10 protein-coding genes are annotated in these 15,625 nt (G+C 50.4%); 7 read left to right on the plus strand and 3 right to left on the minus strand.

Annotated elements, in window-relative coordinates; translation table 11 throughout:
- Window positions 1–58 precede the first annotated feature (58 nt).
- Window positions 59–940: a phosphodiester glycosidase family protein gene (locus AC6I7T_RS04330; protein ID WP_497792083.1), complete on the minus strand. Its 882-nt coding sequence runs from the start codon at window positions 938–940 to the stop codon at window positions 59–61.
- Window positions 941–1,237: 297 nt separating this feature from the next.
- Between AC6I7T_RS04330 and AC6I7T_RS04335 the strand changes: the two genes are divergently transcribed.
- From AC6I7T_RS04335 to AC6I7T_RS04345, 3 genes are read left to right on the plus strand one after another with little or no spacing between them, the layout of a single operon-like run.
- The gene (locus AC6I7T_RS04335) at window positions 1,238–2,518 is read left to right on the plus strand and encodes an MFS transporter (RefSeq protein WP_497792084.1); all 1,281 of its coding nucleotides are present in this window, start codon (window positions 1,238–1,240) and stop codon (window positions 2,516–2,518) included.
- Between the two features lie 34 nt (window positions 2,519–2,552).
- Entirely contained in the window at window positions 2,553–3,119 is a 567-nt protein-coding gene (locus AC6I7T_RS04340; RefSeq protein WP_497792086.1) for a carboxymuconolactone decarboxylase family protein, read from the plus strand.
- A 32-nt stretch (window positions 3,120–3,151) separates the two neighbouring features.
- Window positions 3,152–3,724 carry a carboxymuconolactone decarboxylase family protein gene (locus AC6I7T_RS04345; RefSeq protein ID WP_497792087.1) on the plus strand — a complete coding sequence of 191 codons (573 nt, stop codon included), beginning with the start codon at window positions 3,152–3,154 and terminating at the stop codon, window positions 3,722–3,724.
- 60 nt (window positions 3,725–3,784) lie between these two features.
- On the opposite strand, the gene AC6I7T_RS04350 is transcribed toward AC6I7T_RS04345, so the two are convergent.
- On the minus strand, window positions 3,785–4,570 hold the full coding sequence (locus AC6I7T_RS04350; protein WP_497792088.1) for a GntR family transcriptional regulator: 786 nt from the start codon (window positions 4,568–4,570) through the stop codon (window positions 3,785–3,787).
- A gap of 278 nt (window positions 4,571–4,848) precedes the next feature.
- Here AC6I7T_RS04350 and AC6I7T_RS04355 point away from each other — a divergent pair, with 278 nt between their 5' ends.
- The 4 genes from AC6I7T_RS04355 (at window position 4,849) to AC6I7T_RS04370 (ending at window position 13,301) form a co-directional block, all read left to right on the plus strand.
- Window positions 4,849–8,241 carry a TonB-dependent receptor gene (locus AC6I7T_RS04355; RefSeq protein ID WP_497792089.1) on the plus strand — a complete coding sequence of 1,131 codons (3,393 nt, stop codon included), beginning with the start codon at window positions 4,849–4,851 and terminating at the stop codon, window positions 8,239–8,241.
- An 18-nt stretch (window positions 8,242–8,259) separates the two neighbouring features.
- The gene (locus AC6I7T_RS04360) at window positions 8,260–9,990 is read left to right on the plus strand and encodes a DUF4434 domain-containing protein (RefSeq protein ID WP_497792090.1); all 1,731 of its coding nucleotides are present in this window, start codon (window positions 8,260–8,262) and stop codon (window positions 9,988–9,990) included.
- 166 nt (window positions 9,991–10,156) lie between these two features.
- Window positions 10,157–11,779 carry a rhamnogalacturonidase gene (locus AC6I7T_RS04365; protein ID WP_497794556.1) on the plus strand — a complete coding sequence of 541 codons (1,623 nt, stop codon included), beginning with the start codon at window positions 10,157–10,159 and terminating at the stop codon, window positions 11,777–11,779.
- Between the two features lie 463 nt (window positions 11,780–12,242).
- Window positions 12,243–13,301 carry a C45 family autoproteolytic acyltransferase/hydrolase gene (locus tag AC6I7T_RS04370; protein WP_497792092.1) on the plus strand — a complete coding sequence of 353 codons (1,059 nt, stop codon included), beginning with the start codon at window positions 12,243–12,245 and terminating at the stop codon, window positions 13,299–13,301.
- Window positions 13,302–13,379: 78 nt separating this feature from the next.
- Here the strand turns inward: AC6I7T_RS04370 and AC6I7T_RS04375 are convergent, their stop codons facing one another.
- Entirely contained in the window at window positions 13,380–15,608 is a 2,229-nt protein-coding gene (locus AC6I7T_RS04375) for a glycosyl hydrolase (RefSeq protein ID WP_497792093.1), read from the minus strand.
- Window positions 15,609–15,625 lie beyond the last annotated feature (17 nt).

Here is a 15,625-nt window from a genome sequence, read left to right on the forward strand (position 1 = left end):
GCCGTTGGCGTATTCCACCTTTTCCTCGTGGCCGGACTATACCAATATGTCTACCTCTCTATTTCCGCCATGGCCAAAAATGATGAGCGGAGGAACGCAGAGGAAGAGCTCGGATGCCTAGCTGATTTGCAAGATATCGCTCTGTTCCTCCGCTGGGACGGTTCAGAATCGTAGCACCACCATGTCCGTCGTCTTTCACCAACTCGGTAGAGCCTCCACCATCAAGATTAACTGCCTGATAACAACCAAAGGCAATCATGATCTCTGCTGTTTCGGCATGAGTCGTTCCGACGCTGTACTCCGGATGCCTGCCATCGATAACGACAAGATAAAGATATTGACCATCCTTTGACAGGCCAACTGCCGTTCGAGGATTCGGACGAGCACCATCTCCATAGGGAGTCTGATTTCCAACATTCAAGCCATCACGCACGATGACCCCCGATCCAGTAACGGCGTTGAAGACATCCGACAGATCGGTATTGGGAGAGGTCTCTGAAATCTTCGCCTGGTTCTTCCTGTTAATCAGCAGCGAAATATTCTGCCCCAGGGTATTCACCGGAGGCGCTACAAGATTGCCATCCGACACACTTAGCCCCAAGACTGTCTTTCGTTCTGGCACGGCAAAACAACAAGGAGAGAAGAAGTTGGCATTGATCGCCACCTGCAATCCATACTTCAGCAGGAATTGGGTTGTGGTCATAGAGACGGTGTTCAACTGTCCCTGATGAGGAGTGGTATAAAAGCTGACTCCAGGAGCGCGAAGATTGACCCGCATCGCATATGCGATACTCCGCCCCTGCCCGTCTATAGCTCCCGAAGACTGATCGATGCCCTGAAAAACCGGCTGCCATCTTCCAACATGAACAGTACTTGCAACCGCAACCGACCAGGTAACCAGGACAAGGAAAACGGCAAACGAAAGGCTAGATTTCTTCATTACTTACATCCTCCAGCAGCACTGCTCTTGCTCCGGCATGATGAAGGAGCTCACAAATTTCCAAAGAGTATTGCAGACACGATAGCAAATCCGGGTGCCCAATCTCTTCAAGAAACTCCATCTATAGGTTGACATAAAACTCAGCCTGCAGATGCAAGACAAATTCACTTTCTGCCAATACTGTTTCCTCTACAGTCATGCCAACGGACCCAGGACGATGAAAACGTCCTCCCGATGAAAAATGCAATCGAATCAGACTCAATTTCCCCTGAGGCCAATCTGATGAGAACTGTCAGGATGACTACTGACTCAGAATCCTGCATCTCCTATCCTGGCTGGAAGGTTGTTCTGGCCGGCTTCTTCGGTGTAATGGTTAGCTTTGCAGCTGTCGTCCCATACACCTTTGGTTTATTCCTCAAACCACTTTCGCTCACCTTTGGATGGCATAGAGAAGCCATCTCCGCCGGATTCAGCATTGCCGCGTTGACGATAGCTGCAGCATCGCCCGGATTAGGCTGGCTTCTAGACAGATTCGGGCCGCGCAAGATTATCCTGCCTTGTATTGCTGTCTTCTCCTGTACCTATGCCTCTCTGGCTTGGCTGACACCGAATCTGCTTCATTTTTACTTAAGTTTCTTCCTGATCGGACTCGTCGGTAATGGAACAGCCTATCTTGGCTACTCCCGTGCCATATCCACATGGTTCAGCCGTCGCAGAGGCCTGGCTCTCTCCGTAATGCTCGGCGGAGGTGGTTGTGGAGCAATGCTGCTCCCGGTAATCGCACAATCAACCATCAATCACTATGGTTGGCGCTCTGCTTATATTGTCCTGGGAATTCTTGCACTGATAGTTGGATTTCCACTCACGGCGCTATTTGTCCGCGAAAAAGCTGTGGCCCCAGGGCAGAGCGACGATCAAATAGCTAGCACTGGAGAATCTGTAGGACGGGCCCTCTCCCAAAGCAGTTTTTGGATCATCGCCATTACGGTCAGCCTCTATGCAATTAGCGTAAATGGAGCTATTGCACACCTCTCTGCGTTGCTGACAGACAGAGGCGTCTCCTCCCAGGGAGCGGCATATTCGGTAGCCATTATCGGAGCTACTGGACTGTTTGGACGATTGATGACAGGGCTCTTCCTCGACCGTTTCTTCGGGCCACGTGTGTCACAGCTAATGTTGCTGATTACGGTTATAGGAATTGTTCTGCTTTCTGTAGCAAATACCCTTACAGCCGGCTTGGTTGCAGCATCCTTGATCGGATTCAGCATGGGCAGCGAAGGAGATATCACCCCCTACCTGCTTAGCCGCTACTTCGGACTCAAGCGGCTCGCAACCCTCTATGCTCTTACCTGGACAGCCTATGCAGTCGGCGGAGCTACAGGCCCACTCATCGTCGGACGCATATTCGACACTCTTGGTTCCTATCGTCCTTTAACCATTCAACTGCTGGCCTTGCCTTCCCTAATCCCCTGCATTCTAATGTTCTTCCTTCCCAGATATGCCGTCCAGGAGGGATCACAGGATACAGGCTATATCAAAACATTCACGGAGGCCCCGGCCTCGGAGATCGCACCGTAGTCGCACTCATTCTTTTCACAAGGAGACACGATTCATGGCACACATTTCTCTCCCAGAAGGACTGCCCGGCATTACCGGACCAATGACCTTTCGTCCGGAAACAGCACAGCCTTTGCGTGCACTTGCCGAAGTTCTTTTGCGTGGCACTAATTCCCTCACCAGTGCGGAGCGGGAACTTATTGCAACCTACACCTCCAGCCAAAATGACTGCCTCTTCTGCCAATCCAGTCACGGTGCTGCCGCAGCGCACCACCTTGGTGGCGATATGGATCTGGTGGCGCAAGTAAAAAGGGACTTTGAATCGGCTCCAATCTCGGAAAAGCTCAAGTCACTACTCGCCATTGCCGGGCATGTTCAGCAGAGCGGGAAACGAGTCACAGATGAAGACATAAAACGTGCTCGTAGCGCCGGTGCCACTGATATAGAGATCCACGACACGGTGCTGATTGCTGCTGCATTCTGCATGTACAACCGATACGTTGACGGCCTGGGAACATGGGCACCGCAAGAACCGGAAGCGTATGTCGAAATGGGAGCCAAGTTGGCGAAGGAGGGATACCTCGCTCCATCCAAGCCAGTTCAACTCGAAGCAATCGCCTAGATTTTTAATTTGAAGGAAGGATAGAGATCATCATGCCACACATTGCGTTACCTGAAGGACTACCCGGAATTAGAGCCGCAATGGCATTTCGTCCGGAAACAGCCAAACCCCTGAACGAACTCGTAGAATTGCTGCTCCACAAACCTCATTCGCTCTCCGCCGGAGAACGAGAGCTGATCGCCACCTACGTCTCTTACCTCAACGACTGCTACTACTGCCAAACAATTCATGGAGCCATTGCCGCGGCGTGCCTGGACGACAATGAAGAGCTGGTAAAGAAGGTTAAAGCTGACTTTCAGCACGCAGATATCTCTACAAAGCTGAAAGCTCTGCTAGTCATTGCAGCCAAGGTTCAGAAAGGCGGCAAACACGTTACGTCAGACGATGTGGAGAATGCACGCAGCGTGGGTGCAACAGATCTTGAAATTCATGACACGGTGCTAATCGCCGCTGCATTCTGCATGTTCAATCGATATGTTGACGGGCTGGCGACAACGCAACCTCGCGACGAAGAAGGTTATCGTCAACGCGGCAAGCAAGTAGCACAGAACGGATATATTGCCGTGAGCAAGACCTACCTCCCACAAGAAGCTCTGGCCAGTTAAGGCCTGGATTTCAAGTGGTGCTCCAATCCGGGCACCACTTGTTCTCAAAACATTGAGTGCTTACCCCTTTCGAATCGCAATAAGACGGGCCGTGTAGCGGTCGCCACGCAATAAAGAAACAGAGAATTCAATCGCCTTCTTGGTTACGTCATAGGTGGTCTCTCTGATATGCAAGAGTGATGTCCCGACGGCTGTCTGCAGTAGTTCGGACTCTTCTCCTCCCGCCATCACTGCACCGATCACTTCTTCCGCCCAGTGAAGCTTTCGACGATAAACCGACTCCATCACGTAGTAGAGCGACTGGCTTTCAAGGTTGTACCTCTCAATACCCGAGAAGATTCTTGCCGGGAGATGACTTGTCACAACAGCTACAGGTTCTCCATTAACTAGCCGCAAACGCTTAATCTGATAGATCTTCTCCCCTGGTAGCAATCGCAAGGCCTTAAAGACCTCCTGATGCGGCTCCAGTAACTCACAAGACAGGAGCTTCGCCGAAGGATCCAGACCTCGGCGCCGCATCTCCTCACTAAATCCCCTCAACTGCTGAAAGTTCCAGGGAACAAGGCCGGAACCCACAACAGGTCTCCTACCCCTGGAGATCAGCAGTAAACCTTCAGAGCGAAGCTTTTGAAAAGCATGGCGAACAGGCATCTTACTGATGCCGAGCGCGCGTGCAATCTCGCCTTCGGAGCAGAATACCTGTCCCTCCCGAAGCCTGTTCTCTTTGATGAGAGTTCGTATCCGATCCACAATCTGCTCGTAAAAAGGAACAAAACTGGTGTTGTCGAGGAAGAGATCAAGATCGTTTACCTGGACTACATTCGAACACGGAACGGCATCTGGCATGACTTCCATTCCCTCCCAAACGTAAAGACAAATAAACATAACATAATATGTTTCAATGTATGCAAGAAATAAGGAAACGAACCCGCGCCAGAACAGATGCAATATTCATTACTTTATTATTTATTTTCAATTATTTAGCAGGAATAATTAACGTCATCTCTTCTATGCGGCCAGAAATTTATTCTTGACAACATATAAGCATGTCATGTTGTTATGCCACAAACCTTAGGAGTACTCAGAAGCAGAAAAGAAATCAATGAGGTTTGCGGAGGGACGTTATGAATAAGGCCTGTGCATGGTTGAAAACATGCTTTGTCCTGGTTGGCACAGCGTTGTTTTTGATCGGCCCAGCAGTCTCGTCAGTATTCGCTCAAGTGGAATCCGGCAGCATTGTGGGTACGGTGAGAGACGCTTCCGGAGCCGTCATCGAAGGCGCCACAGTAACGGTGACAAATGTAGAGACGAATATTTCCAAGAGCATTACCACCAATTCCGCAGGTGAGTACATTGCCATCCAGTTAAAGCCAGGTCGCTACGGTTTGACGGTTGAACAGAAGGGCTTCAAAAAAGCTGTACAGCCCTCATTCAAACTCGATGTCAATCAAGTCGCTCGCGTTGACGTAGCACTCATCCCAGGCATGGTGAATGAAGAGGTCAAGGTTGAATCGGCCGAGCCGCAACTCGAGTCAGAGACCTCTTCCCTGGGACAAGTCATCGAGCAGACAAGAGTCAACGATCTGCCTCTCAACGGCAGAAATTTTCTGCAACTCGCCTACCTGAGTCCGGGTGTCAACTCCGGGCCAAGTGGAATTGTGCAACAGGGAGGAGTTCCGGAAAATGAACGCGGGAGTGGAGCCATTCAGGTCAATGGACTGATGGCCACTACGAATAATTTCCTGCTTGATGGCTTCGACAACAACGAACAGCAGATTGGGTTTGAAGTCATTCAGCCGGCGGTCGATGCTATCCAGGAATTCAAGGTCCAGACAAGCGGCTTTGGCGCCGATATTGGTAAAGGGGGAGCGGTCGTCAACGTCGTCCTTAAGTCCGGCACGAACGATTTCCATGGCAGCATGTACGAGTTCATCAGGAACTCCGCACTGGACGCTAAAAACTACTTTGACAGTGCGACGAGCAAGATCCCACCTTTCAAACAAAATCAATTCGGCTTTACCTTTGGTGGCCCCATCAGAAAAAACAGGACATTCTTCTTTGGAGACTATCAAGGAACCCGAATTCGACAAGCATGGACAGCCATCTCCGTTGTTCCCTCTATGACAGAGAGAACAGGGGACTTCTCCGATCTGCTTTATACGGATGAGAACGGAGCCCAGCAGGGACAGATCTACGACCCGACAACAACCGATCCGAACACCGGAGAGCGTCAAGCTTTTGCGGGAAACATTATTCCGAAAGAGAAGCTCGACCCAGCCGCACTGAATGTAGTCAACAAACTTTATCCAGCACCCAATCTCCCAGGAAACCAATACCGTTACAATCCGGTTGCCAAGAACGACCAGGATTCTTTCGATATTCGCATTGACCACCAGATTGCATCCAACAACAGCCTTTATGGAACCTTCAGCCTGAATAACGTAAACGCTTATCACCCGGATCCACTTCCAGGGAAAGCAGGTGGTGGCTCATTTTCCGGCACCATTGACGATACAGCACGGGCACTTGGCATCACCGATGTCCACACGTTCTCGCCAAGCAAGATCAACGAATTCAAACTTGGTTATATGCGATACGTCGTCAATGCAAAGCAAAACTTTGCCAATGAAGCCGTATCGACAGAGATAGGCATCCCGGGAATCAACGACCCAAACAACCTGGTTGCAACCGGCGGGTTAACAAACATCAACATCAGTGGCCTGACATCGTTAGGAAACATCTGCTGCTTCCCGGAGGTCTTGCGGGAGAACAATTATCAGGTAATCGATGCTTTCACCTACCTGCGTGGACACCACACCATCAAAACCGGCGTAGACCTGCGGCTGAGGAGACATGGATTTTTGCAGGCATTGAATCCTACCGGAGTAGTTAATTTTGACTCGGGCTTCACAGCGCTTTCAGGTTCGGGCGGCAGTGCACTAGCGAGTTTTCTCTTGGGGTATCCTTCCTACTTCTCTCGTGACGGGCAGAAAAATCCTTATGGCATGAGTTGGTGGGAGTTCAGCGCCTATGGCATGGATGACTACCACATGTCCCCCAAGTTGACCTTAAATCTAGGGCTTCGCTATGACATCTTCACGCCCATGGTGGAAGATCACGATCGCCTGGCGAACTTCGATTTCAAAACCGGAACGTTTATTGCACCTGGAATGGTAGGTGTAAGCCGCTCCGGAAATGTAAAGAAGGATCTAAACAACTTTGCCCCGCGTCTTGGATTTGCCTACACTCCGTCGAGCGATAACAAAACAATTATTCGGGGCGCTTTTGGGCTCTTCTACTCACTACAGGCTAATCAAAATGACGCCGAATTAGCGTATAACCCAACAGGACTCTTCTTCAGCCAGTCGATGACGATTCCACCGACCACCCCGACAATCCGACTCTCTACAGGCTTCCCTACTCCTACATATCCGAGCATCAGCAACCCATCGGGGAGAACAAGCGCCGCATACTTCAACAACCGGACTACGTATATCGAAGAATGGAACCTCAATGTGGAGCGGCAGCTCTTCCGCGACACTCTTCTGCAGGTAGCGTACGTAGGCACACATGCATTGAAACTCTCGTTTCTAATGAATTTGAATCAGCCGACTCAGCCACTTGATAGCAACTTCTCAGACAGTACTGGCAATATGGGGAGGCCATACTTCAGTACCGTCCCCAATGTCGGTCCGATTCGCACAGAGACCCGCCTTTATGGCTCCTTATCTCATGCGCTACAGATGCGGTTTGAAAAGCGCCTATCAGCAGGATGGACAATGCTAAACAGCTATACGTGGCAACATACGATCGGTCAAGGCGAGGAAGACGAATGGACCGAGCCCATGAACACTCACGACTTGAGTGCCGAACGCGGTGACAACTCCCCCGACTTCCGTCATCAATTCACATCAGCATGGTCCTATGAATTGCCGTTTGGGCCTAATAAGCGCTTTCTTAATAGCACAGGCCCAATGAAGTGGTTCGTCGGAGGATGGCAAGCAAACGGAATCTTCGGAGCAAACACAGGTGAGGCAATTACACCGATGCTCCCCTATGACACAACCAACACGGGATCCGGAGCACCCCGGCCTTATGTTGTCGGAGATCCGAACAAGCCAGGACCAGTAATGGCAAACTCGGATTCGAGCTGCCATTTGACTATTTCTCAAGGAGGGAAAGCGCCAGAGAAAATCGGAACCTTGGCACACTGGTTCAATCCCTGTGCGTATGACTGGCCGCCACTAGCGCCCGGACAAACTTTTTCTCGCCAATTCGGCAATGCACGCCGTGGCAGCTTGCGCGGTCCAGGCGCCTACAATCTCGATTTCTCCGCATTCAAAGACTTCCAGCTTCGGGACAAGATGCTTCTCCAGTTCCGAGCAGAGTTCTTTAACTTCCTCAATCACGCAAATTTCGGAAATCCTCAGACCTCGGTAAAAACCGATATCACAGGAGAGATTCTCGGAGCAGGAACATCGCGCGAGATTCAATTTGCATTGAAGCTGAATTTCTAGTACAGAAAGGGAAAGACTATGCGTCCTTTACGCATCATAACGATGTCGTTATTGCTCCTCGTCGGCAATTCGCTGGGCGGATTCGCGGAATCCCATCGGCCGGCGCTTCATGGCTCCTTTCTAGGCCCAGATCTCGGAGACCAGTGGACCGAGGTACAGTGGAAACAAGAGTTTGGCTATATGCACAAGGCTGGACTCAAGCAGGTCGTTCTGCAGTGGACGGCGGATAGCCTGAATAAAACCACGGCATACCCAACCAGTCTTCCCGGCTACACGCAAAACACTACCAATGACTTCCTAGAAAACGCTCTGAGTGCAGCAGACAAAAAAGGATTGAAGGTCTACGTAGGACTGCAGTCAAACGATGACTGGTGGAACAATTATGCTGAAAACAGCTCCTGGCTACGGAGTGAAGCTGTAACCGCTAATCTGATAGCAGATGAGCTGTGGCAAAAATATGGAAGCCATCCATCCTTTGCCGGATGGTATCTATGGTTCGAAGTCGATAATGTAAATGAGCCCACCGCAACACAGTGGGAGCGTCTGGTTGACTTCTATCAGACCATCGGCAATCACCTAAAGGGCCTGACCCCAGATAAGCCGATCATAACCTCTCCCTTCTTCAACGCCAGCGAAGGCCTGACGCCCACACAATGGCAACAGATGTGGGCCTATATCATGGCTCGCAGCCCTCTTGACATCGTGGCATTACAAGATGGAGTGGGAGTGGGTCACGCTACTGCCGCGCAGCTTCCTGCATGGTTCAAGGCAACAGCCAAGGGAATTCATAAAGGATCTCCGAAAGCTCAGTTCTGGGCAGATACAGAAACCTTTAATCTCGATAGCCAGCCTATGTCGATCCGCTCCATTGTGACGGATATACGTGCGGTCCAGAAGTATGTCAGTAATTATTTGAGCTATAGCTTTAACTACTATCAGAGCCCTCAGCAAGTAAACCCTGCATATTACAAGACGTATAGAGACTATCTGAAGGACGGAACAGTAGAGACGGAAGAACCCACCACACCCGGAGGACTCGCTGGAAAGGCAATCGACGATGGAATGATCCAGTTGAACTGGACGGCCTCAACAGACAACTTTGGGGTGGTTGGCTACAAAATCATCCGCAACGGCGCTGTGGTTGCCACCTCGTATGAAACCGCTCCGACCTTTATCGACACACAGCTCAGTCCTGGCACCACCTATACCTATCAGGTAACAGCCTTCGATGCTGCAGGCAGCGAATCGAGCCTGAGTACAGCTACACAGGTCACAACCTTGGCCAGCGATCCCTATATTACAAACCTCGCACTCGGGAAAGCTTACGTTACCAGCCTTCCGGCTGATGCTAACTATCCGGATCGCAACGGCACTTCGCTTACAGATGGAGTCTACGGAGCAGCAGACTATACCGACCCCGCATGGCAAGGAAGAGCCACCTCCCAGAGCTACTTGTTTACGATCGATCTAGGGTCGGAACAGGCGATCAAAGAATTCCGCAGCCGCTGGTTGCAGTATGAAGGAGCTGGCATCATGCTGCCGCAACAGGTGGTTTACTCCGTATCAAAGGATGGCGTGAACTTCACCGTAGCGGGAACGGTAACCAAACCCGATATCGGGGGAGGAAACCTGGCAATCTGGTATACCCTGACTAATCTTGCGAATTTAGCGGGCCGCTACGTCAAGATTCAGGTAACACCCTCCGATGTCGTCTGGACGTTTATTGACGAAATCGAAGTACGTCAATAAGCCGCTTTGATCACGCTTTGAAGTCCAGGTAGATCGCGCCGCCTTCAAAGCCACAACCACTATCGAAGCCGCTCGGCAGAAGCATGCTGAGCGGCTTTACCACTATAGGGAACAATTTCAATAGATATAGCAAATCGTGCGGCCCTTCTGTTACTATCGCCGCGTCATGGAAATAAAGAATACCCGCCGAGACCTTCTCAAGCTTTCCAGCATAGGCTTTGTAGCCGCTGCTGCGGCCGCACCAGCTCTTGCAACCCCAACGGCGAAAGGCTCAACCAAAGCAATCTTCAATGTTCGCGACTATGGTGCGGTAGGAGACGGCAAAACACTGGACACCGCTGCCATTAACCGCACCATTGACGCTGCGGCGGCTGTAGGAGGAGGACAGGTCTTCTTTCCGTCGGGTGTTTACAACACTTTTTCAATCCGTCTGAGGAGTTTTGTCGATCTCTATCTTTCTCAAGGGGCCACTATTCTTGCCGCAGCATCTCCGCTTCCCGGACAAACTACGGGTGAAGGCGGCGGGACCTATGATGCTGCTGAACCCAATACCCCATGGGAGGCATATCAGGACTACGGCCATAATCACTGGCATAATTCCCTGATCTGGGGCGATAACATCCATGACATCAGCATCACAGGACCGGGACTTATCTGGGGAAAGGGGCTTTCCCATGGTCGCAACAGGAATACTCTAGGAATCGAATTCCTGGCAGAACAAGCGGGAGTGGGCAACAAGGCCATTGCACTCAAGAATTGCCGTAATGTTCTTCTCCGCGATTTCTCAGTGTTAAAAGGTGGACACTTCGCGCTACTGCTTACCGGAGTCGATAATCTCACTATCGATAACCTCAAGATCGATACCGATCGCGATGGAATGGATATCGACTGCTGTCAGAATGTTCGCGTATCAAACTGCACGGTGAATTCCCCTTGGGACGATGGCATCTGCCCGAAATCGAGTTTTGCGCTCGGTTATGCGCGTCCAACTCGTAATGTCACCATCACCAATTGCTGGGTGACCGGATGCTATGAGTTAGGCTCTGTTCTCGATGGAACCTTCAAGAAGTTCCCGGCGGGAGGACGCAGCAACTTTACCGGACGAATCAAGTGTGGAACAGAATCCAACGGCGGTTTCATCAATATCACCATTTCGAATTGCGTTTTTGAAGGCTGCCAGGGATTAGCTCTGGAAACGGTTGATGGCGCTCTGCTCGAAGATATTGTGGTAACCAACATCACCATGCGTGACGTCACGACAACTCCGCTCTTCTTGCGTCTGGGTGCTCGTTTGCGTGGGCCTAAGGAATCGACAAAGGTTGGAACACTCCGACGCATCCTTATCTCGAACCTGACCAGTTACAACTCAGCATCGAGGATCTGCTCTGAGTTATGCGGTATTCCGAGCTATGCGATTGAAGATGTAAAGATCGCCGATGTCTACATGCAACATCAAGGTGGAGGCACAGCGGAGACGGCCGCACTGAATCCTCCTGAACAAGAGGACAAGTATCCGGAGCCAGGAATGTTCGGCCCCATGCCCGCACATGGCTTCTATATCCGTCACCTCAAGCACCTGGAAATGAGCCACGTCGAGATTCATCCAATGGCACCAGATGCACGCCCGGCAATCATACTCAGCGATGTTGAGAGAGCTGACTTCTTTGCTATAACCGCCCCAACCAGCACATCTGCATTCTCCGTGCAGAACAGTAAAGATGTACGAGTCATGATGAGCCGTGCCGCAGCAGACACCAAGATTGACGAAGCTGAAAAGAAAACCTTCTAAGCATCAGGGGCTATTTCACCCTCACGTGGTGAAATAGCCTCATTCCTTGAGATATCCGCTCCCCTACATTTAGCCGAAATCCTGTCCTTCAAAGCAAATCCATCACAGAAAAAGATCCGTATGATTGCTGGCCGCATCGTGTGCGTAGAGCAAACCAGCGTAGATGTATCCCAAGCCACAAATCCTTATGAAGGTTTTCCGTTACGAAAACCTGCCCCTCACCGTATTCGGACAGGACACAGTAACGCTGGTTCTGCTCTAAATCACATATGCACGTGATACAGAAGAAGCAACTGCATCAGAAGAAATTTCCATGGCATCAAGAACAGAGAAGGAGAAGGTACGTCATTGAAGCATTTCGTTCATTGGTCTAGATCCGCCAGCAATGAGATATGTTCTCTTGCTGAAATGCTCCAGCAACGCTCTCTCCATCGATTTAGGAATGAAAGGCAATCCCCCCGAGATGAAGAAAGCTAGCGAATTCAGATTAATTGAGTGCGGAGGCACTCCTTATGAAATAGGACTGCAGTGGGGACAAGGCTGCAAAGATAATATTGTAGCTACCTCCAGAAACAGCCTGGAAAACATGGCATTTTTCTTAAAGCTTTCAAAGGAACAGATCATAACCATGGCCATGGAACATCTTCCGGCCATACAAGAATTTGATCCATATCTGATCGAAATCATGAGAGGCCAAGCTGATGGAACGGGGCTTTCCTTCGAAGAGATCGTCACCCAGAAGTGCATGAATGACTTTGCAGCCAAGGCCATGACGGGAGTATGCACCCTGTGTACGGCCCTCATGGCAACAGGTAAAGCCACCAAAGGAGGTAAAACTATCCTGGCGCAAAACATCGATTTTGTCCCGGATGCTACGATAGATTTGCTGAAGATCCATCATAGCGATGGACTGGTGCAATATGTTCTGAGCTTTAATAACTGGACAGAGTATACCTTCTCCAGCGCAGGACTCAGTATCTCCATAACGGCTACCTTCGCGAGGGATCACGAATTCACTCTTCCTGTTTCCGGTTACCTTCCCCGAATAATGCGGCAAACGAGTATCGATGACGCCTTAACGCTTCTGAAACGGGTTGCTCGTGGAGTGGCCTGCTATTACCTGGTGGACAACAACGGGAAGATGTATGGGGTCGAGAGCGCTCATGACGATTTTCAGGTTATAGAACCGCAGCGAGATATCATGCTGCACTCAAACCACTACCTCACAGAACGCTTCAAAACACGTGATACGGCACCGGGTATCCAACCGGACAGCTATGACCGCGCAGCCACAATCGACAGCTTTGTCGCTCAGCATTATGGCCAGATAACCCCTGAAATTGCCATGGAAGTTCTGGCGGACCACGATCATTATCCCAACTCCATATGCCGCCACATCAATGAGAATGTGCCGATATCTTCAAAAACCCTGGCATCGTTTGTAATGGTGCCCGAAGAAAAAGCAGTTTATATCGCTAAAGGAAATCCCTGCGAAAACGGCTTCGTCCGTTATCAGCTTTAGCTGTGTATCAAAGTAAAAGCGGGAAGAGCAATATTCTGCTCTTCCCGCAACTTTATTATCCGGACTGACGTCCGATGTTCAGTGTCTAACGACAATAACTCTCGTCTCGTATCCCTTCATCTGAAGATCTACCGTCACACTACCTTTTTCGGCTTTACATTGAAGAGCTGATTGTTTCCCTGTTTGAGGATCCCATACTTCCGCCTTCGTCCCGCCTGTAAATTTCACGCGATGCACACTCTCTTTTGCCCCCTCGTTAAAGAAGAGATATACACTGGCATCCTTCCATTGGCGTTTCATTACCTTGAGTGCCGTATCAGATGAGTCTAGCTTGAGATCACTAGTTATAGCGCCTTCGATGGTCTCGAGCATTCCGGGAGGAACGATCATCGCTGGCGGAGCAGATGCAGGCGGAAATTGAGGAGGAGTTGGGGTTTCCGGCAAAGTCCCCTTTGCGACTGAAGCCCAGCTGAAATCTGCAGCAGTTACAGAATGGGCATCTTTAAAGCTCTTCCCGAAAACCAACTCTGGAGTCCGTTCTAGAAAGACAACCTTCCCGCCATTTTGCGCAAAGGTTTTAAGCCGTTGCAGAGCAACATCGCTTAAGGCAGAAGGAGCCGGCAGGATCACTGTCCGATATGAACTCCCACTGCGAGTAACGAATGCGCCTTTTGCGGCCTCAAGATCGTATGCAAGCGCATCTTCACTCACAATATCAAAATCGATCTGGTGTTCACTCAAGAGCCGTTCGGTCGAAACAAAAGCCTTGTCTGCAGCTTCATCGCCATACCAAAGAGAGCTAGAGGGCAAGAATAACGCAACGGAGGCATCCGGTCTTCCAACGGACAGTAGATAGCTCATCCTTCTTACATAGGCCAGCAGGTCAGGAAAATCTGGCGATGCCATGTAGGAATGCAGTGGCCTGGGGCCTTCGCTCGTCGCTGGATAGTACATCGTCTCGATCAGATTTATCCCGCGAACAAATTGTTCATTCAGAATATAACGAGCCATCTGTCCGTCCGGCTCCGGCCTGTAGGCAGCAAAGCTTTCGGTAAAGGATTGTGGCCGACCATAAACATGAGCAACAGAACTGGCTAGCCGGGGAAAGTCTGATACCGTATCCGTCCAAATCTGGTGCCAGATAGCATCGACACCTGGAGATTGCACATCCTTCATCGCGCGAAAGAATTCTCCCTCGCTCCTAACCAGTGCCATCTCCATTTCTTCGTGATTCAAGTGAACCTGATACTCAAGTCCATTTACAGCGCACCAATCGGCTTGAGGCTTGAAAAATCCTGCCGCGAACATTTGAGAGAAGACGTCGTAATAGTCGGCCCTCACGCGTTTCTGCTCTTCAGTCATCCGGATTGGGAACAACATATGATCGTGGATAGGGAGTGCAGCAAGAATAGCTCCGACATAGGGCCGAACATCGTAACCCTTGATCTTTTGAAAACGCTCGAAGAAATCATTCGTCCAGGGCAAGCCTCCGATGGAATAGTCGGGCTCATCTCCACGAAAACCGAGAATAGTCTTTCCGAACTCTTCCCCGAGATAGCGTTTGTACTGCTCGTGAGTAAATTCCAGATATTTCTTCGTTGCAACAGAATTCAGGTAGTCTTCAAGAGACTGGGAACCGTCCTTAACATTCTTCGGGTTTGTATCCGATCTCGTTGGCGAGGTACGGAACTGATGTTCTACAACGAGTAAGGTCCACTTCCCTTCAGGAGCCTTCCATTCGAGATGTCTACCTTGAAGAGGAACATCGAACGTCTTCGTACCATTCTCGTTCACGGCCATGACACTAACAACTTCCGGACTGAAATTCCGCTGGACACTCTCGCCTGCCGAAACCGGAATCTTTTCGCCCAAGACCAGGGCTTGCATTCGTAAGGAAGGAGCTAGGGCTGTAAATTTGCCTCCGGCGAATCCACTAGGATAACCAGCATCATCGACAATCCAGACCTTCATGTCGCGTTTCTTTGCTTCGGCGACGAACTGCTTCATAAAGGCAAAGTATTCCGGAGAGAGATAGCTAAAGGGTGTTCCGCGACCGGCTTGAACTGTCACGGCACGATAGCCAAGCTGATGCAACGTATCCAGATCACGACGGACAACTTCCAGCGTGACAGGTCCACTGAGCCCGTAATATGGCTCGGGCCCGTACACAGAGGCTGGAGAATTCCATGTTGCGGCTACCTGAGCTGCAGTCGGCATTGAGATCTTTTGCCAATCCGTCTGCGCGATAGCACTACACATCGGGAGCGCTATTGCGGTCAAACCGAGCATCATTCGATTCAGCTTCATATTGCTAATCTCTTTCC

The organism is Humiphilus diazotrophicus, from assembly GCF_059726315.1.

Bases quoted from the DNA above. Each gene is read 5' to 3' on its own strand.
- AC6I7T_RS04330 (WP_497792083.1), bottom strand. From the start codon at position 940: ATGAAGAAATCTAGCCTTTCGTTTGCCGTTTTCCTTGTCCTGGTTACC.
- AC6I7T_RS04335 (WP_497792084.1), top strand. From the start codon at position 1,238: ATGACTACTGACTCAGAATCCTGCATCTCCTATCCTGGCTGGAAGGTT.
- AC6I7T_RS04340 (WP_497792086.1), top strand. From the start codon at position 2,553: ATGGCACACATTTCTCTCCCAGAAGGACTGCCCGGCATTACCGGACCA.
- AC6I7T_RS04345 (WP_497792087.1), top strand. From the start codon at position 3,152: ATGCCACACATTGCGTTACCTGAAGGACTACCCGGAATTAGAGCCGCA.
- AC6I7T_RS04350 (WP_497792088.1), bottom strand. From the start codon at position 4,570: ATGCCAGATGCCGTTCCGTGTTCGAATGTAGTCCAGGTAAACGATCTT.
- AC6I7T_RS04355 (WP_497792089.1), top strand. From the start codon at position 4,849: ATGAATAAGGCCTGTGCATGGTTGAAAACATGCTTTGTCCTGGTTGGC.
- AC6I7T_RS04360 (WP_497792090.1), top strand. From the start codon at position 8,260: ATGCGTCCTTTACGCATCATAACGATGTCGTTATTGCTCCTCGTCGGC.
- AC6I7T_RS04365 (WP_497794556.1), top strand. From the start codon at position 10,157: ATGGAAATAAAGAATACCCGCCGAGACCTTCTCAAGCTTTCCAGCATA.
- AC6I7T_RS04370 (WP_497792092.1), top strand. From the start codon at position 12,243: ATGAAGAAAGCTAGCGAATTCAGATTAATTGAGTGCGGAGGCACTCCT.
- AC6I7T_RS04375 (WP_497792093.1), bottom strand. From the start codon at position 15,608: ATGAAGCTGAATCGAATGATGCTCGGTTTGACCGCAATAGCGCTCCCG.